This is a genomic window from Nocardia sp. NPDC059229 (genome assembly GCF_042754165.1).
Lineage (GTDB): Bacteria > Actinomycetota > Actinomycetes > Mycobacteriales > Mycobacteriaceae > Nocardia.
In genome coordinates, this window is record NZ_JBHZAK010000004.1 from 344,392 (window position 1) to 367,224 (window position 22,833).

A 22,833-nucleotide genomic window follows, 5' to 3' on the forward strand; every position below is an offset into this window, starting at 1 on the left:
GTGCCCAGCGCATTGGGGGCGGGTTCGGGCGGGACTCGGTGCCGGAAGGACGGCAGAGCCCCCGTGCGGGAGCAGCGGCAGGGCCTCCGTGCGGGAGCAGCGGCAGGGCCTCCGTGCGGGAGCAGCGGCAGGGCCTCCGTGCGGGAGCAGCGGCAGGGCCTCCGTGCGGGAGCAGCGGCATGGCCTCAGTGCAGGAGCAGCGGCAGGGCGGGGCCGCGACGGCGGGCCACCGAACCGTAGCGGGCGTCCAGGCGCAGCCAGGTCCGGGCCGCACGCACCCGCACGATCTCGTCCACCGGGATGCGGCGGGAGTCGGTCTTCTCGCCGCCGTGCGGAATGAAATCCATGGCGGCGAGGGCGAACACCACCCGCATGGGCACCTCGACCTGCTCGCCGCCGCCGGATACGGTCAGCACCGTCTGATCCAGCAGGGCGGCCGGCGGGCCGTGCTGGCTGCCGTGCTCCTGCGCCAATTCGGCTCCGCGCTCGGCCAATTCGACGAGCATGCGGGCGGGCACGTCCTCCACGTGGACGAAGCCCGCCTCCGGCGGCAGCGCGGCGCGCCAGGCGGAGTCCATGGCATAGCCGAGCCCGAACGCGGCGCCCGCGTCCGGCCCGTGCAGCCCGGCGAGGACGGCGTCCGCGCCGACGGACACATCGTCCATCCCGAGGTCGGCCACCACCGTGCGCACCGCCAGCACCTCGAATCCGGTGGTCGCCCAGGCGGAGACGTAGCGGTTCCCGCGTCGGCGCAGCCGGATGACGGCCGCCGGGTCGAGGCGGACGGCGTGCGTGATGAAGGTGGCCAGGTTCTCGCGTTCCGCGGGATCCGGAACGTGCATGGTCAGTTGTCCCGACAACGGTCGTACTCGGTCAGTCGGCCAGCCACTGCGCGAGGTAATCGCGTTCCTCGGCGGTGAGGCGGCGTAGGCGCTGGGTGTCGATGTCGAAGGCGGCCAGCTGGGTCGAGGCGATCACCGCCGGCGGGGAGTCCGGGGCGGCGCCGGCGGCGCGCACCTCGTAGCCGACGGTGAAGTCCACCGCGCGCAACCGGTCGATCCACATGGACACGTCCAGCGGCGAATCCTCGTGGCGGAGCTGGCCCTTGTACTGCACCCGCAGATCGGCCAGCACACAGCCGGACCGCAGCGCAACCGTCGGTCGCTCATCCAGGAACAGCCACGGGATGCGCGCCTCCTCCAGCAGGGTGACCATGCGGGCATGGTTGATGTGCTGGAAGGCGTCCATATCCGACCAGCGCACCTCCACCGTGGTGTGGAAACGCTTCGGCTCGGCCGAAACCGGGGACTCCCCCGGACTCGGTGCTGCCGTCTTCGCCTGGCCGTTCAGCGAACCGACACTCGTCAACGCGGTACCTCCGATTGCGCACCCACCCCACTCACCATGCTGCGCACCTGCCGCGCCGCAACCGACAGCGTGGCCAGATCGTGGGTTCCGGACTCGAACAGTTCCGACAGGGCAGAGCGCGCACGGCCCAGCCGGGACTGGTTCTTGGACTCCCAGTATGCAATCTTCTCCTCGGCCGTCTCCTCCGGGTCACCGCCGGAGAGCACGTCGAGGGTGAGCGAGCGCAGCGAGCCGTACATGTCGTCGCGCAGCGCGAGCCGGGCCAGCGCGTGCCAGCGATCACCGCGCTCGAGGTGGCTGACCGCCTGCAACAGCCAGTCGATCTTGAGGTGATCGTTGAGCGCGTAGTACAGCGCGCCCACCTCCTCACCGCTGCGATCGGTGATGTCGGCGATATCGAGCACATCCAGCAGCGGGAACTGGTTCAGTAGGCCGAACACCTCGGTGGCCAGCTCCGAGGGCGCGCCCTGCTCGACGATCGCCTGGGACTGCGCATTGAGACTGTCGATATGGTGACCGCGCAGCCAGCCCGGCACCTTGGGCGAGAGCGTGCGCACACCCTGCGCGTAGCGATGGATCTCGGCGCCCACCGCGACCGGCTGCGGGCGGTTGTTGAGCAGCCAGCGCGAGGCCCGGTCCAGGGTGCGCTTGGTCTCCAGCTCCAGCACGTCTTTCATCCCGGTGGAGATCTCCGCGGCGCGAATACGACCCCACACCGAGTGCAGATCGAAGATCTGGGTCGCCGCGGTGAAGGCGCGGACCGCGTCGGAGGCCGAGGCCCCGATCTCCTCGCCCAGGCGGAAGGCATAGGTGATGCCGCCCAGGTCGACCACCTCGTTCACCAGCATCGTGGCGGTGATCTCCCGGCGCAGGCGATGCCGCTTGATGGCCACCCCGAAGCGAGTGCGCAGCGGGGTCGGGAAGTACAGCGGCAACCGTGCGGAGAAGTAGGCCATATCGGGCAGATCGCTGGCCAGCAAGTCGGCCTTGAACGAAAGCTTCACGTGCGCCATGAGATTCGACAGCTCCGGCGAGGTGAGGCCGGTGCCCTCCTCGGCGCGATACTTCATCTGCGCGTCGCTCGGCAGCGCCTCGAGCTCGCGGTCCAGGCCACGGCGTCCCTCGAGATGCTCGATGACGCGCTGGTGCACATTGAGCATGTGCGGGGCCTCAGCCCGGGACATACCCATAAGGATGTTCTGGGAGACGTTGTCCTGCAGCACGAGTGCGGAGACCTCGTCGGTCATGGAGGCCAGCAGCGGATTGCGCTCGGCCGCGGGCAGCTCACCGGAGGAGACCACGCCGTCGAGCAGGACCTTGATATTGACCTCGTGGTCGGAGCAGTCCACACCGGCGGAGTTGTCCAGCGCGTCGGTATTCATCTTGCCGTCGTGGCGGCAGAACTCGATGCGGCCCAGAGCGGTGACGCCGAGGTTGCCGCCTTCGCCGATCACCTTGACCCGCAGGGCGTTCGCGTTCACCCGGACCGCGTCATTGGACTTGTCGCCCACCTCGGCGTTGGTCTCGGTACTGGCCTTGATGTAGGTGCCGATGCCACCGTTCCACAGCAGCTGCACGGGGGATTGCAGGATGGCGCGGATCATCTCCGGCGGGGACAGCGAGACGACGTCGGCGGCCAGGCCGAGCGTCTCGCGGACCTGATCGGTGACCGGGATGGCCTTCACCGTTCGGTCGTAGACCCCGCCGCCCTCGCTGATCAGGGACCGGTCGTAGTCGGCCCACGACGAGCGTGGCAGCGCGAACATGCGCTCGCGCTCGGCGAAAGACGTTGCGGCATCGGGGTTCGGGTCCAGGAAGATGTGGCGATGATCGAAGGCCGCGACCAGCCGGATGTGGCGCGAGAGCAGCATGCCGTTGCCGAACACGTCACCGGACATGTCACCGATGCCGACCACCGTGAAGTCCTGCGACTGGGTGTCGATATCCATCTCGGCGAAGTGCCGCTTCACGCTCTCCCACGCGCCCTTGGCGGTGATGCCCATGGCCTTGTGGTCGTAGCCCACCGAACCGCCGGAGGCGAAGGCGTCGCCGAGCCAGAAACCGTACTGCAGGGCAACATCATTCGCGATATCGGAGAAGGACGCGGTGCCCTTGTCGGCGGCGACCACCAGGTAGGTGTCGTCGGCGTCGCGGCGCAGCACCCGCTCGGGCGGCAGCACCGCGCCGGTGGCGCGATCGACATTGTCGGTGACATCGAGCAGGCCGGAGATGAAGGTGCGGTAGCAGGCGATGCCCTCGGCCTGCAGCGCCTGCCGATCGGCGACCGGATCGGCCGTCGCGGCCGGCGGCTGCTTGACCACGAAACCGCCCTTGGCGCCGACCGGCACGATCACCGCGTTCTTCACCGCCTGCGCCTTGACCAGGCCCAGGACCTCGGTGCGGAAGTCCTCCAGGCGGTCCGACCAGCGCAGGCCGCCGCGCGCCACCGGACCGAAGCGCAGGTGCACGCCCTCCACCCGCGGGGAGTAGACGAAGATCTCGAATTGCGGCCTGGGCTTGGGCAATTCGGTGATCTCGTGCGGTTCCACCTTGAACGACAGGTAGTCCCGCACAGTGCCCTCGGCGTCGGTGACGTAGTAGTTGGTGCGCAGGGTGGCCTTGATCAGGCCGAGGATGGCGCGCAGGATGCGGTCTGCGTCCATACTCACCACCTCGTCGATGCGGTAGCGGACCGCGGCCTCCAGCTCGGTGGCATGGTCGGGGTTGGCCGAGTCCGGATCGAAGAGCGCGGTGAACAGCTCGACGAACATGCTCGCCGCCTCCGGGTAGGCCAGCAGCACGCGGGTGATGGCGGCCTGGCTGTACTGGAATCCGGCCTGCTGCAGGTACTTCGAGTAGGCGCGCAGGATCGCGACGCCGCGCCAGTGCAGGCCGGCGCGCAGCACCAGCTCATTGAGGCCGTCGGCCTCGGCGCGGCCGTACCAGAGCGCTGCGAACGCCTCGGTGAAGCGTTCGCGTAAACCGCGCACCTGGGCGTCGAGCACGTCGAGCCGGTTCACGGACTCCACCAGTTCGGCGTCCATGTTCCGGTCCAGGGCGCTGCGCAGCAGCTCGGGACGGGCCAGCAGGCCGAAGTCGTAGATCCACTGCTCCGGACCCTGATCGCGCTCGACGTGGTGCGGGCGCTCGTCGATCACCTCCACGCCGAGGCTCTGCAGCAGCGGGAGCACCTGGCTCAGCGAGATGCCGCCACCACCACCGATGTAGAGCGTGAAACGCCAAGAGCCCGGGGCCGAGTCGGACCAGCGGTACAGGTGCTGGTCGATGCCCCCGTCGGGCAGTCGCTGCAGCCGCAGGATGTCGGCCACGGCACGGGTGGGCTCGAAGTCCTCCTTGTAGCTCTCCGGCAGCGACTCGGCGTAGCGCTGCGCCACCGCCGGGTCGAGCACGGTGGAGTTGGCCACCTCGTCGCGCAGGTGGTCGTCCCAGGTGCGGCTGGCCTCGGCGAGCAGGTGCTGGATGCGCAGCCGGTTGGGCTCGCCGGTGTCGGCCACCGTGCCCTGATCGGGCAGCCGGACCGTGAAATACACACTGGCGAGATCACTTTCGGACACGCGGGCCGAATAGTCGATGGATGCGCCGCCCAGCTCGTGCATCAGGATGTCCTGCATCTCCAGCCGGACGCGGGTGGTGTAGCGGTCACGCGGCAGATACACCATGCAGGCCACGAAGCGGCCGTAGCCGTCCATGCGCATGAACAGCCGAACCTGACGGCGCATACCGACATTCAGCACCGCGCTGGCGGTGCGGCGCAGCGCCTCGCCTTCGGAGGAGAACAGCTCGGTGCGCGGGAAGGCCTGGATGACCTCCAGCATCTCCTGGCCGGAGAAGGAGTCCAGGTCGAAGCCGCTGGACTCGATGATGGAGCGCACCCGGCGGTCGATGACGGGGATGTCGAGCACGTTCGCGTGCAGGGCTGTGACGGTGAAGACGCCGATGAACAGGTGCTCGCCCGTGACGGCACCGGATTCGTCCATCTCGGCGACGCCGACGAAGTACGGGTAGACCGCGCGGTGCACGGTGGCCGGGACGAGGCCCTGGGTCAGCATGAGCAGCGGCTGGTCGCCGCTGTTGTCGGGGACCCGGAAGTCGGTGCCGACATTGGGGCGCAGCACGCCGAGGCTGGTCTCCGGCACGATGATGGACTTGGCTTGACCGTCCACGGTGCTGCGCTCGTAGCGGGCGTAGCCCAGCACGGTGAAGTGGCCGTCGGCCAGCCAGCGCAACAGGTTGGCGCAGTCGGTGAGATCCGTTGCGGGAAAGGCGGATCTGCCCGCGGTGGCCGCGGAGTCGAGCTCGGCGGCGACCCGCTCCTGTGCCTCGCGCATGGCCTCGGTGTCCTCGATGACCCGGCGCACGTCGGTGAGCACGTCGGGCAGCGCGGTCTCGATCTGCTCGAGCTGGGCGCGGCTGGTGGCGGGGTGCAGCTGCACGTGCATCCAGGACTCGGGCAGGCCCGTGGTGCCATTGGCGTCGACCTCGTGCGGCACCGCCTTCTCCAGGCGGCCCGCGGCGTCTCGGGTCACCTCGAAGATGGGGTGCACGACCTCACTGACGCTGACGCCGATCCGGCTCAGCGAGGAGGTCACTGATTCGACCAGCAGTGGCATGTCATCGGTCACGAGCTGGATGGCGACGCCGAGCCCGGCCTCGTCATCCGCATGGTACACACGGACATTCGCGGTGCCGGGGGTGCGCTGGATGCCGAGATCCAGATGGCAGCGGAAGATGTGGGTGGATGTCGCGGGGATCGCGCAGTCAGCATCGCCGGCGTCGACGTGGCGGAAGTACGCCTCCTCGAGGGATACGAGATTGCCCCGCAGAGACGCGGGCAAACTCGCAGCCCAGGCCGCGCTGGACAATTCGGACGAGACCGTCATTTCGCCAACTCCTCGGATTCGGTTCCGTAACAAAGTGACGCCGATGCGAGAGTAGCTGGGCGCAAGAACTGCCGGGCTTAATTCCTCTCAATGCCGCGCCGCGTCTAATCATACGGACGAACCGGACGGTTCGGCCGTCGCCGACTTCGTCCGATATCGCCAGGTCGCATACGACAAACCTTGCACCAAAACAGTTTTCACGCACAACTGCTAATGCGAAACCGCTGAGTTCGCTGTTCGATAACCTTTCATCTGGCCGGTCACGGCCCGCCATCCAGCGGGCCGCGAACCGTCCAGCAAACGTCTTCGGCCCGACGAAACGGTGATCAAACGGCCATTCTTCGATGGACCGTACGGAATCCAGCGCTCGATAGCGGACCGATGACGGACGCGACCCTGCTACCTCACCCGCGTCGGCGGGTGAGGGCGGCGGTGAATTCGGTTGGGGTGGCCCGTTATCCGCGGGTCAGCTTGCGGTGGGTGACGCGGTGCGGGCGCGCCGCTTCCGGACCCAGGCGCTCGATCTTGTTGGCCTCGTATGCCTCGAAGTTGCCCTCGAACCAGAACCACGAGGCCGGGTTGTCCTCGGTGCCCTCCCACGCCAGGATGTGGGTACAGGTGCGGTCGAGGAACCAGCGGTCGTGGGAGATGACCACCGAGCAGCCGGCGAAGTTCTCCAGCGCGTTCTCGAGCGAGCTCAGGGTCTCGACATCGAGGTCGTTGGTGGGCTCGTCGAGCAGGATCAGGTTGCCGCCCTGCTTGAGGGTCAGCGCCAGGTTCAGGCGGTTGCGCTCACCACCGGAAAGCACACCGGCCGGCTTCTGCTGATCCGGACCCTTGAAGCCGAACGCCGAAACGTAAGCGCGGGAAGGCATTTCCTGATTGCCGACCTGGATGAAGTCCAGCCCGTCGGAAACCACCTGCCACACCGTCTTGTTCGGATCGATGCCGGAGCGGCCCTGGTCGACGTAGCTCAGCTTGACCGTCTCGCCGACCCGCACCGCGCCGCTGTCCGGCTGTTCCAGACCGACGATGGTCTTGAACAGCGTCGACTTACCGACACCGTTCGGGCCGATGACGCCGACAATGCCGTTGCGCGGCAGGGTGAACGACAGATCCTTGATCAGCTGCCGGTCGCCGAAACCCTTGTCCAGGTGGTCGACCTCGACGACCACATTGCCCAGGCGCGGACCGGCCGGGATCTGGATCTCCTCGAAGTCCAACTTGCGCATCTTCTCGGCCTCGGCGGCCATTTCCTCGTAGCGGCCCAGACGCGCCTTGTTCTTGGCCTGCCGCGCCTTGGCGCCGGAGCGGACCCAGGCCAGCTCCTCCTTCAGGCGCTTCTGCAGCTTCTGGTCCTTCTTGCCCTGCACCTCGAGGCGCTCGGCCTTCTTCTCCAGGTAGGTGGAGTAGTTGCCCTCGTAGGGGAAGGTGCGGCCGCGGTCCAGCTCGAGGATCCACTGCGCCACATTGTCGAGGAAGTACCGGTCGTGGGTGACGGCCAGCACCGCGCCCGGGTAGCTGGCGAGGAACTGCTCCAGCCACAGCACCGACTCGGCGTCGAGGTGGTTGGTGGGCTCGTCGAGCAGCAGCAGGTCGGGCTTGCTCAGCAGCAGCTTGCACAGCGCGACGCGACGGCGCTCACCACCGGAGAGGTTGGTGACCGGCTCGTCCGGCGGCGGGCAGCGCAGCGCGTCCATGGCCTGCTCGAGCTGGGAGTCGACATCCCACGCGTCGGCGTGGTCGAGCTCCTCCTGGAGCTTGCCCATCTCCTCCATCAGCTCATCGGAGTAGTCGGTCGCCATGAGCTCGGCGATCTCGTTGAAGCGGTCCAGCTTCACCTTGATCTCGCCGAGGCCCTCCTCGACGTTGCCGCGCACGGTCTTCTCTTCGTTGAGCGGCGGCTCCTGCTGCAGGATGCCGACCGTCGCGCCCGGCGCGAGCCATGCATCACCGTTGTTCGGCTGGTCCAGTCCCGCCATGATCTTCAGCACACTGGACTTACCCGCGCCGTTCGGGCCGACGACACCGATCTTGGCGCCGGGAAGGAAGTTCAAGGTCACATTGTCGAGCACGACCTTGTCGCCATGCGCCTTTCGCACCTTCACCATCTGGTAAATGAACTCAGCCATATCGGCAAGCCTAACTGTGTGTAGTAGCGGGTTCTCCGGCAGTGTCCGCATCCACGGACAGCCGTTCCACGGGTTCGGTCCGGTCGGTTCGACCGAAGGTTTTGCGCACCACCGGGGCGGTGCAACGACCCAGGTCGGGACCCAACGCCAGGGCCCGCATCTCGAGGTCGGTGCGCTCCGCGCCATCTCGGGTGGTGTACTCGTTCGAGCGCAGCTGCCCGTACGCGATGATCGGATCACCTCGCTGCAGTGACGCCTCGACTCCTTCGATGATCCCCCGTCGCCAACAGTTTACGGTGAGGTACAGGGTGCCACCGTCCACCCAGTCCCCCGCGCCCTGATCGTAGCGGCGGGCAGTACTGGCCAACCGGAAACTCAACAGCTGTTCACCGTTCTGCAGCGCGCGCCGCACCGGATGGGTGACGATCCGGCCGATCACCGCGGTGTTCGCCTCGTACATTGCACTCCCCCTTGTCGATTCGAGCCTGTGCCTGCCGTTGACCTCAAGGTTCCCGCGCGGGCGCGGGCGGCGACAGGACCGAATCGGCGAGTGTGGACAACTCGCGGGGTGTGGATAGGTTCGCGGCGCGCTACAGCGTCGCCAGGTCGGTATTGGCCCCGCACAACACGATCACCGGCCGCTCCCCCGGCGCCGGCACGTACGCGCCGCTCTGGATCGCCGCCACCGCCGTGGCACCGGCCGGCTCCACCACGATGCGGAACTCGCGCCACAGATACTCGCGTGCCATCACGATGGCATCGTCGCTGACCAGGATGGAACGCACCGCATAGCGCTGCGCCACCTCCATGGCGATATCGCCGATCCGGTTCGCGCCCAGGGAATCCGAGGCCACGCTGGAGACCTCGACATCCACCGGGTGCCCGGCCGCCAGCGCCGAGTGCAGAGTCGGCGCACCCTGCGGCTCGACCCCGATCACCCGGCCACGCAGCCCCAGCGCCGCCGCGACACCGGCGACCAGACCGCCGCCACCGACCGCGACCAGCACGGGCGGTCTCCCCCGCACCTGCTCCTCGATCTCGAGCCCGACCACACCCGCGCCCGCCACGATCTCGGGCAGATCGTAGGCGTGCAACTGCATGGCGCCGCGCTCGGCCGCGAGCTGGCGGGCGTACCGGTGCGCCTCGGCGTAAGTCGTTCCGTGCCACAGCACTTCGGCGCCGTGTGACCACATGGCCGCCACCTTGGTGTGCGAGGCCGACTCGGGAACCACCACGGTGCACGACATTCCGCGCAACGCGCTGGCCAGCGCCGCCGCGATCCCGGCATTGCCGGCCGAGGCCAGCACCACATGGGTCTGGTCACCGCGCGCCTGCAACAGGGCGTTGAGACAGCCGCGCACCTTGAAGGTGCCGCCGTGCTGGAGGTGTTCCAGCTTGAGGGTCACCGGGACCGGGCCGCGCGGTCCCAGGATGTCGGTGTGGAAGACGGGGGTCTTGCGGGTGTGACCGCGCAGCAGGCGGCGGGCCTGCCGCACATCGGATCGGTAGAGCCGCTTGACTTTCCGGGTCGCCATGGCGACGTCGTTCACTTGCGCACCTCTCCGTCACGCCGGGCGAGTTCGGCGAACATGGCGTTGTACGCCGTCAGGTCCGCGTCGTCGTCACGTTCGGCCTTGCGATCGAGCCGGTTCGCCAGGCGTTTGTCGCTGCGTGACCACTGGATGAGCAGCGCCAGCATCACCACCACCAGCGGCACTTCGCCGCTGGCCCAGGCGAGGCTACCGCCGGTGTGCTGATCGCCGAGCAGATCATGGTTCCAGGACAGGCCCAGACCACGATAGAACCAGCCGCCCATCACGGTATCCATGCTCATCAGCGCGATGCCGAAGAAGGCGTGGAACGGCAGCGAACCGAACACCATGCCCAGCTTGGTGAGCGGCTCCACCGGGCGCGGCTTCGGATCGATGCCGATCACCACCCAGTAGAAGAGGTATCCGCTGAGCAGGAAGTGCACGTTCATCACCAGGTGCGCGCCGTGCGTGCCGACGAACTTGTCGAAGATGCCGCCCAGGTACAGCGCGTAGAAACCGGCCACGAAGAACACCGAGGCAACGACGGGCTGCGTCATGAAGCGCGACACCGGATTGTGCACGGCCGCCAGGATCCACTCGCGCGGCCCGGGCGGTGCGTCCCGACCGGCCGGTTGAATCGCCCGCAGCGCCAGCAGCACCGGGCCGCCCAGCGCGAACAGGATCGGGGCCAGCATGGACAGCATCATGTGCTGGGCCATGTGCACGCTGAACATGGCCGGGGCGTAGCGGCCGACACCGGAACTGGTGCCGATCAGCAGGGTGGCGCAACCCGCTAGCCAGGCAATGGTCCGGCCGACCGGCCAGGAGTCGCCGCGCTTGCGCAGCCGCAGCACGCCCAGCACGTAGACCACGGCCAGCACGAGTGCGAGGGTCCCGAAGACGAGGTCGAAACGCCAGTCGAACAGCAGGCGCTCGATATTCGGCGGACCGGCCAGGTTGTAGCCGATCTCCACCTCGGTCGGCGTGGGCACCGTGCGCAGGTCCGGCGGCGGGGTGCGGCCCAGGCCCGCGGCCAGGCCGACGGTGGCCGCGAAGATCAGCGCCTCGACGCCCGCGAAGCGAATGAGCGCGCCGCGATCCTGCGGATCCTTCTCCAGATCCGGGATGGCGCGCTGCCGTTGCAGCAACCCCACAATGCCGAGCAGGATCAGCGCGGCGGCCTTGGCCAGCACGAGCTTGCCGTAGGTGGTGCTGAACAGATCCGACAGCGGCACCCGGACATAGGCGTTGATCACACCGCTGATCGCGATGACCACGAATGAGACGGTCGCCACTTTCGAGAACCGGCGGACGGCGAGCGCGGTGTATTTGCCGTCCCGCAGTGCGTAGGCCAGCACCGCGAACAAGCCGCCCACCCAGAAGCAGGCCGAAACCAGGTGCAGGATCAGGCTGTTGGTGGCCAGATCGTGGGCGCCGCCCGACGAGGAGTGCCCGGTCAGGGCGACCGGCAGCAGCGACAGCACCGACAGCCACAGCAGCACCGGCGTCCAGCCCCAGCGCAGCGCCACCCGGCAGCCGATGGCCAGCACCACCACCATGAACACGGTGAATCGCCACGACCCGGCCACATCGACCTTGTCCGCGGCGCGCCACACCTCCTCGGGCCGCAGTGAATCCTGCAGCGGTTGCCCGGTGGTGTCCGACAGGGTCAACGGCACCAGCAACGCCGCCGCGACCGCCCATGCCAGCGCCGCGTTCCCGGCGCGCCGCAGCGCCCGATACCCGCCCACGTCGAGCAGCCCGCTGCTCTGCGGCGGCACGAAGAACGCGGCGAACAGCAGCGACCCGACGGTCAGCGCCGCCGAGAAATCCGCGACCGCCCGGACCGCCGGCAGCCCATAGGTGGTCAGCGGTCCCGGATCCGGAATACCCAGCAGGGTCAGCGCCTGCGCCGCGGACAACGCCACGACCAGCGCCGCCACCAGCGCGGTCGCCGCGCCACCCAGTGCCGTGATCGCCGCGAACGTCACCCCCGAACCCGACCGATTCGCCGAAACATCCGATCCTGCGGGCGGGTCCTGCACTGACGACATGGGCCCAGCGTAGTTCGGAGCGCCCGTCCAGACTCCCCTGGGGTTTCCGGTCCTCCGGTCTGCACAACCGCCCCGACGCGCCGAACAGTTGCTACGCGACCCAGCTTTGCTGATCTGGACGCTCGCTATACTTAACGCGCTGGACACCGAGATCGATTTCGGTCAAGGTGTTTGGAGCCCGCATCACCGCCGATGCCCGCACTGCCTCCGTAGCTCAGTTGGATAGAGCAAGGGCCTTCTAATCCCTAGGTCGCAGGTTCGATTCCTGCCGGGGGCACATACCTGCGACACGTTTACGCAGTTCAGCGGGCATACCGGGCACCCACCTCGCCTCCGGATTCCGAAACGCGCAGGTCAAACGGTTGCCCCCGGACAGGGACGGGGTCTCCCGAAGAACCACAAAACATGGGCAGCAGGCCCAGCAACTCGCCGAAACTCAGGACCGGCCATCCCCGGAGCAGCCCGCCTGGCACCTCAACAGGGCAGCAATCGCTTTCGCCTGCGCCGCGGCGACCCGCTCACCTTCCGCACCACCGACATACCGGACCTCGGAAGACACGGTCAGCCCGTCAACCGCCACACCCCGCTCGACAGGGAACCTGAGCTGACCACCATCCGAACCGGCCGGTGCGTCGTCGTCGCAGCAGCCCCTGTCATGAATTACGGACCGCACCCCGGCACGTCCGACTCGGGTGCCACCGTACCGTCACGATCGCGTCGTCGCAGTCACCCGTAAGGTTCTCGACCAGAGAGATGCCCACCCAGGCAGGACGCACTGACAACAGCCCGCCCCACGATCACGGCCAGGACCGATCATGCGGTGGTGTTCTCGTAGGTGAAGCGGGTGACGGCCCCTCGAGGACCCGACGACTGTTGGTCACCTTCGGCGGAATCATGGTTGGGCGGCGGCGTAGAGGACCTCGCGCATGCCTGGCACGGATTCCTGGTCCGGTCGCCACGCCAAGCGCAGACTGAGGTCGGGGACCGAGAAGTCCAGTCGAACGAGGTTTCCCTGGTCAAGGCTGTCTGCGACGGCGAACTCGGGGAGAAGTGAGATGCCCAGTCCGCGCTCGGCCCACGCACGCATGACCGGAACCGCGCCGGCTTTGACTCGTTTGAGACCTGGCCCGAGGCTCTTGTCGGCCGCCATCCTGAACGAGCATTCGGGCACATTGACCAGCAGGCGTTCACCGGTGAGGTCGGGCTGTGTCACGGTGGCCTTGCCTGCCAATCGGTGACCGGGTGCGGCAACGAGGACCAGCGGGACCGGGTCGAGATCGAGGAAGTCAAGGGCTGCGGCGGGTACGGGAAAGCCGAGATCTCCGACTGCTTCTCCGGAATCGAGAAATAGGGCCGCGTCCAGGGCGCCGCCGGCCACGTCCGCGAGTAGTCCGCTGCGGGCTTGATCGGCGTGAACGTCGACTTCGATATCGGGGCGGCGTTGCTCCAATCGCGCAAGCACTTGCGGCACATAGACTCCCGCGATGCTTGCCAGCGCACCCAACCGCAGTATCGGGCGCTGGTCACGTATTTCGCGCTCGGCCAGTTCGGCTTGCTCGAGCAGGCGTCCTGCCCATGGGCGTAGGCGTTCGCCTGCGGCGGTGAGCTGCATGCCTTTGGGATCGCGGACGAACAGTCGCACTCCGAGCGAGTGCTCAAGGGTTCGGATCTGTTGCGATACCGATGACGGTGCGAGGTCGAGCGTGATCGCGGCCTCAGTGACCGTGCGGTGGCGCACAACCGCTTCGAACGTCCGTAGCTGACGTAACTCCATGGTCCTGGAACGTCGTCCGAGCATTCGGATATTCCGAACGCGGTATGCGGCTCAGCCGGTGGAGTCGCCCAACCGAGCCGAGCAGAGTTGATCAGGTCAAAGCCGATCACACGGAAGTAGTTGTTCCACATGAGCATTCTTGAATCAGCGGTGATCACCTCGCCCGATGTCTCATACCCCGGGCGCACTCGTGCCCTGCTCGGGATATCACTCGGATACTTCATGGTATTGCTGGACATGACGGTGCTGTCGGTGGCTGAACCCGATCTCGCAGCGTCCCTGCATACCTCCATCGCGGGCCTGCAGTGGGCCACCACCGGCTACACGGTCGCGTTCGCGGCACTGTTGCTGTCCGCCGGTGCGGTCGCCGATCGTTACGGCGCACATCGGGTATTCCGCAGCGGTATAACGGCTTTCGGTTTGGCCTCGCTGCTGAGCGCCGTAGCGCCCAGCCTGTGGGTGCTGGTGGCGCTACGGGTGTTGCTCGGCGTCGCTGCAGCCGCTTCCGTGCCCGCGTCGATGGCGATGATCACCCAGCTGTACCCTGAGCCCGCCGTGCGGGCGAAGGCGATCTCGAGCTGGGCGGCGATCAGCGGTGCGGCGGTCGCGGCCGGCCCGATCATGGGTGGCGCGCTGGTCGGTCTGGCCGGGTGGCGCTCGATCTTCCTCGTCAACGCGCCTATCGCGTTGGTGGTTTTGGCCATGACGTCGGGATCAGCGGTGACGTGCGCTCGCGGAGACCGCAATATCGACTGGTCCGCCCAGCTGACCGGAGCTGTGGCCTTGGCGTTGGGCACCGACGCACTGATCGCGGCCGGATCGCAGTCGTGGCATCACAGCGCCTGGTCGGTGGCAGGCACCATCGTTGCGGCAATCGTCTTCGTGATCCTCGAACGGCGCAGTGCCGCACCGGTATTGAACCGCCTGCTGCTGCGGTCGCAGCGGGTGCGGGCAGGGCTGCTCGCAGGGGCGGCGGTGAACTTCGCGCTCGCCGGCGGACTGTTCGTGCTGCCGATGCTCCTACAGGGACAGCGCAATCTGACACCACTGGAAACCGGGCTGGCGTTCCTGCCCTTGACGGTGCCCTTCGCTGTCATCCCGCCCTTTGTGGGCAAGATCGCAGCCCGACTGGAACCTCGCCTGCTGATCCTGGCCGGACTGTCTTTGCTGACGGTCGGCGGTGCGGTACTGGCCCTCGCCGTCTTCGCCTCGGCGGGTTATCCGATCCTGGCTCTCGGCCTGCTTCTGTCGGGCTTCGGTGTCTCCTTCGCCCTGCCCTCGCTGGTTGCCTCGATCGTGAACGCCGCCCCGCTCGGCACCGCCGGCGCTGTCGGTGGCCTGCTCAACGCCGTCCGGCAGGTCGGAGCGACCCTGGGTGTAGCGATCATGGGCGCCTTCGTCACCACGGGAATCGGCTGGGCGCTAGTGCTCTCCGCAGTGACCTGCTCGATCGCCCTGATCGTGTTCGGCTACCGCCGCCAACCCGCGTCCTGACCGTGGTCGACGCCGGAGCCCGAGTTCCGCAGACGGCAGGTTCGGCGTGGGCAGCCCCGCATCATCCCGCTGGCTTCCACTGGCTTGGCCGTCGGCATCGGAAGCAGGGTGACGGCCACTGCGGCCGCAGCGAAGCACGCTCCCACGAGAACGCCTAGTGGGAGCGTGCGCAGTCTGGCTCCTGAGCCGGTCCAATCCTGAGTTGATTCAAGCTTTACCAGCGGTTATGTGCCGTAGCGCCTCGGGCTGCGAACGGGCGCTGTCGGTGCGCGGCTTGGCTGTCGATGAGTTCGATCGGCGTGCTGGAAGTCAGGTTTCATGGCGAGGCGGGTGTTCGCGTTCGGGAATGACGTTGAGTGGTGGCCGAAACTCATGTCGAAGGGCTCTGCAGCAGTGGGAGTTGTCCAGTCCCGAGCAGCGCTCCGGCCTGCATCCCGGGGTATTCGAACAGATCCAGAAGTGCGCGGAGTGGATGTATGAGGCTCGACGCCAGGGAGACAATACGATCGCCGGTTTTTGGATGGGCTGAACGGCATTCGCCGACTGCTCACGAGACACTCCGCCACCGGGTCACCCAGCCCAACCCGATCGGCGGGATCAATCTCGACCCTGATAGCCGAATCCCGCTTCGACCGTCAGCGTCCCCCGTGAAAACCGCTGGTCGGCACCGTTCCCATCCTTATTGTGCCCGCCGGGGGTCTTTTCGGCCTGGGACAGGAGGCGTGGCAGGACGGCCGGAGCCACGCCTGTGGGCCGGCCACACGCCTGAGGTGGATATGTCGCGTCAGTCGATCCGGTGTCCCGGCACCTGGGTTTCGAGGAAGCTGACGATGAGTTCGTTTGTGGCCTCTGGCTTCTCCGAATGCAGATAGTGGCCGCCCGCCATGGTCGCGAGCTGCCCGACACCGGACGGCATCGCGGAGATGACCGCTTCTCCCTCAGCCGTCGGATCGACGAAATCCGGGTCCGAGGTGCCCATGATCACCAGCGCCGGGCAGCCGACGTTGGGCAACTGCGCCTGCGCGTCGGCCGGCGTGGATTTGCCGGTCTTCATGAATTCCGCCATCCGGCCCGGTTCGCGCAACGTGACCGCCAATTCCGTCATGTACGTGGCATAGTCGGCGGGCTTGCTCGGGTAGGCCAGATCGAGGTACCGCAGCCACCAGCGCAGGCTTCCCGTCGAAGCCATACCGAGCCGCAGCATCCCCTGCCGATACCGGCGCACCGTGAAGAAGCCCGGCACACTGAACTTTTGGACCAGTGTGAACGGGTTGATCTCCACCACGGCCGCGACCAGCCCGGGTGCGGTGGCAGCGGCGATCGTCGCCGCGCCCCCCGATATCGAGTGTCCGACGACCACGGCAGGACCGCCGAAATGCTTGATCACCTCGACCATATCCCGCGCCACATCGGTCCGGCTGATAGCTGCCCGCCCGGTCTCCGACACCCAGTCCAGGGACGACTCACCGTGCCCGCGGATATCCATATTGACCACCCGGTAGCCCGCCGCCGCCAGCCGGGGCACCACGTCCCGGTAAGCCTGGCGATGGTCACCGATGCCGTGCGCCAGCAGTACGAGCGGCCCCTCCCCGAGCACGTCGCACGCGATCCGGCCACCGGACAATTCCACAAATTCGGTCATTGCTCCGTCTCTCCTCAGGTCCCTGCGGGGCAGGGACACACTGTGTGATGATCGAGTTGAAGGCAGAACGCCGCCGGGATCGAGGACGATGGCAGACCCGGCCACGCAGCGGGCCGGGGTCCGCACCCGGCGATGCACAAACCCGGCTCGACGCTTTCGCGGCCCCGCTGCCTGGCTGCCGTACTCGGTCGGGCAAGGCGCGCTACCTCATCCGGTCGTCGACTACCTCACCGACACCGGCCGCCGGTTGTTTCGGCTGTTGCGGCAGCACATCTGCCTGCCGATGAACCGGCCACAAGAACCCTGGCTTCTGTCACGGCCTTTCGCGCTCGGCATGCTCGCTGCAGCTCGGTACACCATCACCCACAAGCCCTAGGAGGGTGAGCGCGTCACTATCCGGGCTGGCCGGTGCGGCCTGGAACGCGACGAACCGCTGACCGTCCGGCGCGGACAAGATCTCCGAGGTCAACGCGAACCGCCCCAAACCCGCGTGCCGGAACACCCGCCGGGCCCCACGCTTGGTGCGCACATCGTAGTGCGCCCACAACCGCTCGAATTCGGCGCTGGCCGCGCACAATTCGGTGGTCAGTGCGCCCAGGGCCAGCGAGCCGGGGTCGTTGCCCTGCACCGTGCGCAGGTGCGCGACACAGTCCATCGCCATGCCTTCCCAGTCTTCGAAGACGAAACGCGCCTCGGGATGGGTGAACACGTATCTGATCAGATTGCGGTCCGCCGGTTCCCAGTCCCCGACACCCGACAGCAGCCGCAGCCCTTCGGGATTGGCCGCGAGTAGATTGCTCACCTGATCCAGCACGAACGCCGGCGTCGGCCGCACCGACTCCAGCAGCTGCACCAGCCCCGGCCGCGCCGGCGTCTGCGGCGGCCGCGGCCGATTCCGCCGGCCGGCCACCTCCCGGGCCAGGTTGTACAGATGAGCGCGCTCGTCCTCGTCCAATCGCAGCGCCGCTGCAAGGGCGTCGAGCACAGCCAGGCTCGGATTGGTGTCGCGGCCCTGCTCCAAGCGGATGTAGTAGTCGACGCTCAGCCCGGCCATGGTCGCCACTTCTTCGCGCCGCAGGCCGGGCGTCTGCCGCCGACCGGTCTCTTCCGGCAGTCCCACCTGCGCGGGGTGGATGCGGTCACGGCGGGCGCGCAGGAAGTCCCCGAGGACACGGCGTTCACTCACTCGTTCAGTCTGCCCGCTCCGGCGCTGATCGGGGTGGCCCTGTCAGGACCAGGCCACGCACGGCCTCCCCGGCTGCGCGGTCCGGACCGACAGTGAATGGCATGACCGACATTTCGCACACTCTGATCATCGGCGGCGGCTCCGGCATGGGATTCGCGCTCGCTGCCCGTCTGCTCGCCGCCGGCCAGCAGGTGACCATCGCGGGCCGCTCGAGTGAACGGCTCGATGCCGCCGCGACCGCGCTGGGTACGCCGGAGCGGCTGCAGACCCACCCGGTCGACATCGTCGATGAAGACTCCGTCCAGTGTCTGTTCGCCGACCTCGGCCCGCTCGACCACGTCGTTGTCACCGCCGTGGACATGAGCCGCGGCTACGCACCGCTGGCCGATTTCGCCCTCACCGACGCCCGCACCGTCATCGACATCAAGGTGCTCGGCCCCTGGCTGGTCGCCAAGCACGCCGCCGGCACGGTGACCGGCTCGCTGACCGTCACCTCCGGCATCGCCGCCTACCGGCCCGGCCTCGGCGGCACCATGGTCGGCCACGGCCAACGCCGCCCTGGAGCGGCTGGTGCACGCACTGGCGCTCGAACTGGCCCCGCTGCGCGTCAACGCCGTCTCCCCCGGCTGGGTCGACACCGCGGTATGGGACCAGTTCGCCGCCGACTCCAAAGCCGAACGCCATGCCGCCATGGCCGCGAAACTGCCCGCGGGACGCATCGACCGTCCCGAGGACATCGCCGCCGCCTTCCATGCCGTGATGACAAACGAATTCATCACCGGCACCGTGATCCATGTCGACGGCGGACATCACCTGGTGTAAACGGGCGGGATCCATCGTCAGAGCACCATGACCAGGTGCCCCTCGAGATCACCGAAGCCCTGTTCGATGCCCGATTCCGGTCGGGCATCGAAGGCTTCGGCGCCCGTAGGGCAGTCAGCGAGATCACGGGTGCACCACTGCATCCGACATCGACACTGGAACCCCCGATATTTCACCGGATCGTCCGAGACCACGACTGCCGCGCCGCCGCAGGTGGCAGCGAAAACTCCGATGCACCATTGATCCGAACGGGCGTTCCGATGTTCGCCGACACGCGTAGTCCACAGTGGTTCGAGAACCGCGCACGGTTTACTTGTCGCCTGGACGGGCCGACCGCGTCGAACCGATGTGCGGCAAGCGATTCTGGTGATGGGATGGGTCCCCGACCGGATCCACTGCACCCCAAGTCCTGCAGCATGCGCCACCGTCGGAACCGCAGCGTGTCTCGGAGACTTCTGCGCGCGGCCGGGCTGTGTTGCCGCTGTGCTGAATTGGGAGAACCCTGCTGGAACTGGCCAAGACGACAGAATCCATTGGTATTACCCACTCTGAACTGCAGAATTCCGCCGATATTGCGGTTGCTGAGGGACGTCGGTGTCGTCAGATGGCGATGCGGAATGAAGAGGGGGCGGTGATCATCGGCAAACCGGGCAGCGAGGCGACCTGCCAGCCGGCACGGCAGAATAGTGCGGTGCAGATCGGGATGCTTGGACCGCTCGAGGTTCGAATGGGCGACGGCGGTTCGGTGGAGGTACAGGGTACCCGGTTACGTGGGTTGGTGATTGCGCTCGGGCTGGAGCCGGGTCGTGTGGTTTCGAAAACGAGGTTGGTCGACTGGATTTGGGGGGAGCAGCCGCCATCTGATGCGACGAATGCCTTGCAGGCGTTGGTATCCCGGTTGCGCAAGGTGCTGCCGGATGGGGCTATCGAGGCGCAGCCAGGTGGGTATCGGCTGATCGTGGAACCGAACGCCGTCGATGCCATACGGTTCGAACGGCTTGTCGAACAGGCCCGTGGCCGTGAGGAATCGGAGCAGGCTCAGCTGTTGGGTGAGGCTCTCGCCTTGTGGCGCGGTGCGGCTCTGCAGGGCGTCGGTCTCGAAGGGAGTGCGGCGTTCGATGCGGTGGTCGACCGGCTCGAAGGGTTACGCCTGTCTGCGTTGGAGGATCGGTTCGATGCGGAGATCGGACTCGGCCGCGGTGCGGGTCTGGTCACCGAACTCGCCGATGCGGTGGCCGAACATCCGTTGCGGGAACGGCTTGTCGCCGCGTTTATGCGTGCCCTCGTCGCAACCGGTCGTGACACCGAGGCGCTGGGGGTGTACGAGCGCACCAGACAAACCCTGGCCGGCGAGCTGGGCGTAGACCCCTCACCGGAGCTGTCCGAACTGCATGTCGCGTTGCTGAGGGGCGAGTTGGGACGGGGCGAGGAGGGCCACCAGACCAACTTGCGTGCCGAGCTGACGAGCTTCGTCGGCCGGGATTCCGATGTCGCCGACGTTCGCGAACTCATCGCGAAACATCGGCTTACCACCCTGATCGGGCCGGGCGGTTCGGGGAAGACCAGGCTGGCCGGCGAAACCGCGCACACACTGCTCGGCGACCTGCCGGAGGGGGCCTGGGTGGTCGAACTCGCGGCCATCGGCTCCGACGGTGATGTGGCGCAAGCGACTCTCGCCGCGCTCGGACTGCGGGACGGTCTGCTCGGTGGAGCATCGGACGTGGGGCCGACGGATCGAGTGATTGCCGCGATCCGCGAGCGGGCGATGTTGCTGATTCTGGACAACTGTGAGCATGTGATCGAGTCCGCCGCGGCCTTCGCCCATCGAGTACTCGGACAGTGCCGGGGACTGCGGATCCTCGCGACGAGCCGGGAACCGCTTGGTATCACCGGTGAGGCACTGTGCCCGGTCGTGCCGTTGGTCGTGCCCGCGGTGGGCGCCGATCCCGGCGAGATCGAGTCCTCGCCGGCCGTGCAGCTGCTGCGGGATCGAGTCGGCGCGGTGCGTAAGGACCTCGCGACCGACGTCCACACTCTGTCGACCTTGGCGCGCGTGTGCCGGGCACTGGACGGCATGCCACTGGCAATCGAACTGGCCGCGGCCAGATTGCGCACCATGTCGCTCGACCAGCTCGCCGACCGGCTCGACGATCGGTTCCGTTTGCTGACCGGCGGCAGCCGTACCGCGCTGCCACGGCATCGGACACTGCGGGCCATGATCGACTGGAGTTGGGAGCTGCTCACCGACTCCGAGCGGATGGTGCTACGCAGGCTCTCGGTCTTCGCCGGTGGTGCGAGTCTCGAAGCGGCTGAACGGGTTTGCTCGGGCACGGAGGGTGGTAAGGACACGGCGGTCGAGCGGTGGGAAGTGCTCGAGCTGCTGACTGCGCTGACTGAGAAATCGTTGGTGCTCGCCGACGGTGGCCGAGCGCCACGCTATCGGATGCTCGGCACGATCAAGGAGTACGCCGAGCAGAGGCTCGCGGAGGCGGAGGAATCGGATGTGGTCCGGCGTGCGCATCTCGCCTACTTCACCGAACTCTCCGCGACTGCCGAACCTCGCTTGCGTGAATCTGAGCAATTGCTGTGGCTCGCCGTACTCGAGGCCGAGCACGACAACATCACTGCCGCTATGCACGGCGCGCTCAAAACCGGGGATGCAGCCGGGGCGATGGGCCTGGCGGCGGTCGCGGCCTGGTACTGGTGGCTCCGAGGGCACAAGGCCACAGGCATCGAATTGATCACCGCAGCAGCCGCTTTGCCCGGCGAGGTGGACGAGGCCACGCGGGCCACGGTGTATTCGCTCGGCATGCTGTTCACGACCGCGCGGCGTCGATATTCCCGTCAATACTATCGGGGAAAGCAGACCTTCGATCGGGGTGACCAATACCAGGCTGAAGAGTGGATCAACAAGACCTACCAGATCACTCGGCACGGCCGGCACCGCTACACGATGCTGGGATTCGCCGCCCCGCTGAAACGAATGTTGGAGACGACACCGGATGACTTTCTCCCGGCATTCGACCCACTGCTCGTCGATGAAGATCCGTGGGCACGCGCACTGGGTCGGCTGCACATCGCGAAGGTCCAGATCATGCTCGGCCAGGACGGGCAGGACGTGGATGAGAATCTCGAGCTGGCGCTCGCTGAATTTCAGGCGCTCGGTGAGCGGTGGGGGATCTCGTACGTTTTGACCGAGCTGGCGAATCGAATCGCTATGCGCGGCGAGTTCGCCGCCGCGTGCGAGCTTTTCGACCAGGCGATCGCGGTGATCGCCGAGATCGGCGCCATCGAAGACGTGGTTCAGGCGCGGGCGCGGCAGGCCCAGCTGTACTGGCTGCTGGGTGATGCGCAGGCGAGCACGGCCGCCATGGCCGAGGCACGGCGATGCGCGGAACGGGTCGCCTGGCCGAACGCGCTGGCCGAATTGGCGTTGGCGAAGGCTGAACTCGCGCGCTGGAACGGCGACACCGAGCAGGCGTACCGCCAACTCGACATCGCGACAACCGTTCTGGACACGAAGTGGGCAAGTATCCGGGCGGTGACACACGACCTGCTCGGCTACCTCGCCGACAACCTCGACAAAGCCCGCGAACATCGCGCCGTAGCCTTCGACGCGGCGTCCGAGGCGGGACATGCGCCCCTGATCGCGCAGATACTCATCGGGATCGCGGACCTGGCGCTACGTGGTGACCAGCACGAGCAGGCCGCGAGGCTGCTCGCGGCAAGTGCGGGCGTGCGCGGATTGCCGGATCGATCCCAGCCGGATCTGGCGCGAATCGAGCAGGCCACGCGACGTAGCCTGGGTGAACAACGGTTCGCACAGGCCACGAGCGAAGGCGCGCAGGCGAACTGGCACGAGCTGGCCGCGGCCATACTCGCTTGCTGACCATGGCACGCGACCGAGGTCGCGGCGTTGGCATCCGCG

At 67.3% G+C, this 22,833-nt stretch carries 13 protein-coding genes, 1 tRNA gene and 1 pseudogene; 5 read left to right on the top strand and 10 right to left on the bottom strand.

Translation table 11 applies throughout. From position 1 onward, the window contains the following. Positions 1-185: 185 nt before the first annotated feature. From ACFXHE_RS12910 to ACFXHE_RS12940, 7 genes are all read right to left on the bottom strand, one after another. A complete protein-coding gene (locus ACFXHE_RS12910; RefSeq protein ID WP_379382635.1) occupies positions 186-842 on the bottom strand; it encodes a hypothetical protein in 657 nt (218 codons plus the stop codon). A 31-nt stretch (positions 843-873) separates the two neighbouring features. Then, positions 874-1,269, bottom strand: coding sequence for an acyl-CoA thioesterase (locus tag ACFXHE_RS12915; protein ID WP_379382851.1), 396 nt, complete (start codon positions 1,267-1,269; stop codon positions 874-876). 95 nt (positions 1,270-1,364) lie between these two features. Continuing rightward, on the bottom strand, positions 1,365-6,269 hold the full coding sequence (locus ACFXHE_RS12920) for an NAD-glutamate dehydrogenase (RefSeq protein ID WP_379382637.1): 4,905 nt from the start codon (positions 6,267-6,269) through the stop codon (positions 1,365-1,367). 455 nt (positions 6,270-6,724) lie between these two features. Further along, complete coding sequence (ettA, locus tag ACFXHE_RS12925) at positions 6,725-8,401, bottom strand: energy-dependent translational throttle protein EttA (RefSeq protein WP_379382639.1); 1,677 nt, start codon at positions 8,399-8,401, stop codon at positions 6,725-6,727. 10 nt (positions 8,402-8,411) lie between these two features. Next, a complete protein-coding gene (locus ACFXHE_RS12930) occupies positions 8,412-8,861 on the bottom strand; it encodes a single-stranded DNA-binding protein (protein WP_354834641.1) in 450 nt (149 codons plus the stop codon). 130 nt (positions 8,862-8,991) lie between these two features. Then, a complete protein-coding gene (locus ACFXHE_RS12935) occupies positions 8,992-9,936 on the bottom strand; it encodes a threonine/serine dehydratase (RefSeq protein ID WP_354835310.1) in 945 nt (314 codons plus the stop codon). Positions 9,937-9,947: 11 nt separating this feature from the next. Then, entirely contained in the window at positions 9,948-11,987 is a 2,040-nt protein-coding gene (locus tag ACFXHE_RS12940; protein ID WP_379382641.1) for a cytochrome c oxidase assembly protein, read from the bottom strand. Between the two features lie 203 nt (positions 11,988-12,190). Here ACFXHE_RS12940 and ACFXHE_RS12945 point away from each other — a divergent pair. After that, positions 12,191-12,264: transfer RNA gene (locus ACFXHE_RS12945), tRNA-Arg, on the top strand. A 615-nt stretch (positions 12,265-12,879) separates the two neighbouring features. On the opposite strand, the gene ACFXHE_RS12950 is transcribed toward ACFXHE_RS12945, so the two are convergent. Continuing rightward, positions 12,880-13,761, bottom strand: coding sequence for a LysR family transcriptional regulator (locus ACFXHE_RS12950; RefSeq protein ID WP_379382642.1), 882 nt, complete (start codon positions 13,759-13,761; stop codon positions 12,880-12,882). A gap of 129 nt (positions 13,762-13,890) precedes the next feature. Between ACFXHE_RS12950 and ACFXHE_RS12955 the strand changes: the two genes are divergently transcribed. Then, positions 13,891-15,255, top strand: coding sequence for an MFS transporter (locus ACFXHE_RS12955; RefSeq protein WP_379382644.1), 1,365 nt, complete (start codon positions 13,891-13,893; stop codon positions 15,253-15,255). Positions 15,256-16,039: 784 nt separating this feature from the next. Here the strand turns inward: ACFXHE_RS12955 and ACFXHE_RS12960 are convergent. Continuing rightward, positions 16,040-16,897 (bottom strand): alpha/beta fold hydrolase, encoded by an 858-nt coding sequence (locus tag ACFXHE_RS12960; protein WP_379382646.1) that lies wholly within the window; start codon positions 16,895-16,897, stop codon positions 16,040-16,042. A 313-nt stretch (positions 16,898-17,210) separates the two neighbouring features. Continuing rightward, the gene (locus ACFXHE_RS12965; RefSeq protein WP_379382648.1) at positions 17,211-18,083 is read right to left on the bottom strand and encodes a helix-turn-helix transcriptional regulator; all 873 of its coding nucleotides are present in this window, start codon (positions 18,081-18,083) and stop codon (positions 17,211-17,213) included. A 146-nt stretch (positions 18,084-18,229) separates the two neighbouring features. Between ACFXHE_RS12965 and ACFXHE_RS12970 the strand changes: the two are divergent. The 3 genes and pseudogenes from ACFXHE_RS12970 to ACFXHE_RS12980 form a co-directional block, all read left to right on the top strand. Beyond that, positions 18,230-18,532 (top strand): annotated as a pseudogene (locus tag ACFXHE_RS12970) (SDR family NAD(P)-dependent oxidoreductase); the annotation flags it as partial. Between the two features lie 121 nt (positions 18,533-18,653). After that, the gene (locus ACFXHE_RS12975; protein WP_379382650.1) at positions 18,654-18,905 is read left to right on the top strand and encodes an SDR family oxidoreductase; all 252 of its coding nucleotides are present in this window, start codon (positions 18,654-18,656) and stop codon (positions 18,903-18,905) included. A gap of 631 nt (positions 18,906-19,536) precedes the next feature. Beyond that, positions 19,537-22,794 (top strand): BTAD domain-containing putative transcriptional regulator, encoded by a 3,258-nt coding sequence (locus ACFXHE_RS12980; protein WP_379382652.1) that lies wholly within the window; start codon positions 19,537-19,539, stop codon positions 22,792-22,794. The last annotated feature ends 39 nt before the right edge of the window (positions 22,795-22,833 follow it).

Bases quoted from the DNA above. Each gene is read 5' to 3' on its own strand.
- ACFXHE_RS12935 (WP_354835310.1), bottom strand. From the start codon at position 9,936: ATGGCGACCCGGAAAGTCAAGCGGCTCTACCGATCCGATGTGCGGCAG.
- ACFXHE_RS12930 (WP_354834641.1), bottom strand. From the start codon at position 8,861: ATGTACGAGGCGAACACCGCGGTGATCGGCCGGATCGTCACCCATCCG.
- ACFXHE_RS12960 (WP_379382646.1), bottom strand. From the start codon at position 16,897: ATGACCGAATTTGTGGAATTGTCCGGTGGCCGGATCGCGTGCGACGTG.
- ACFXHE_RS12920 (WP_379382637.1), bottom strand. From the start codon at position 6,269: ATGACGGTCTCGTCCGAATTGTCCAGCGCGGCCTGGGCTGCGAGTTTG.
- ACFXHE_RS12940 (WP_379382641.1), bottom strand. From the start codon at position 11,987: ATGTCGTCAGTGCAGGACCCGCCCGCAGGATCGGATGTTTCGGCGAAT.
- ACFXHE_RS12955 (WP_379382644.1), top strand. From the start codon at position 13,891: ATGAGCATTCTTGAATCAGCGGTGATCACCTCGCCCGATGTCTCATAC.
- ACFXHE_RS12910 (WP_379382635.1), bottom strand. From the start codon at position 842: ATGCACGTTCCGGATCCCGCGGAACGCGAGAACCTGGCCACCTTCATC.
- ACFXHE_RS12950 (WP_379382642.1), bottom strand. From the start codon at position 13,761: ATGGAGTTACGTCAGCTACGGACGTTCGAAGCGGTTGTGCGCCACCGC.
- ettA (WP_379382639.1), bottom strand. From the start codon at position 8,401: ATGGCTGAGTTCATTTACCAGATGGTGAAGGTGCGAAAGGCGCATGGC.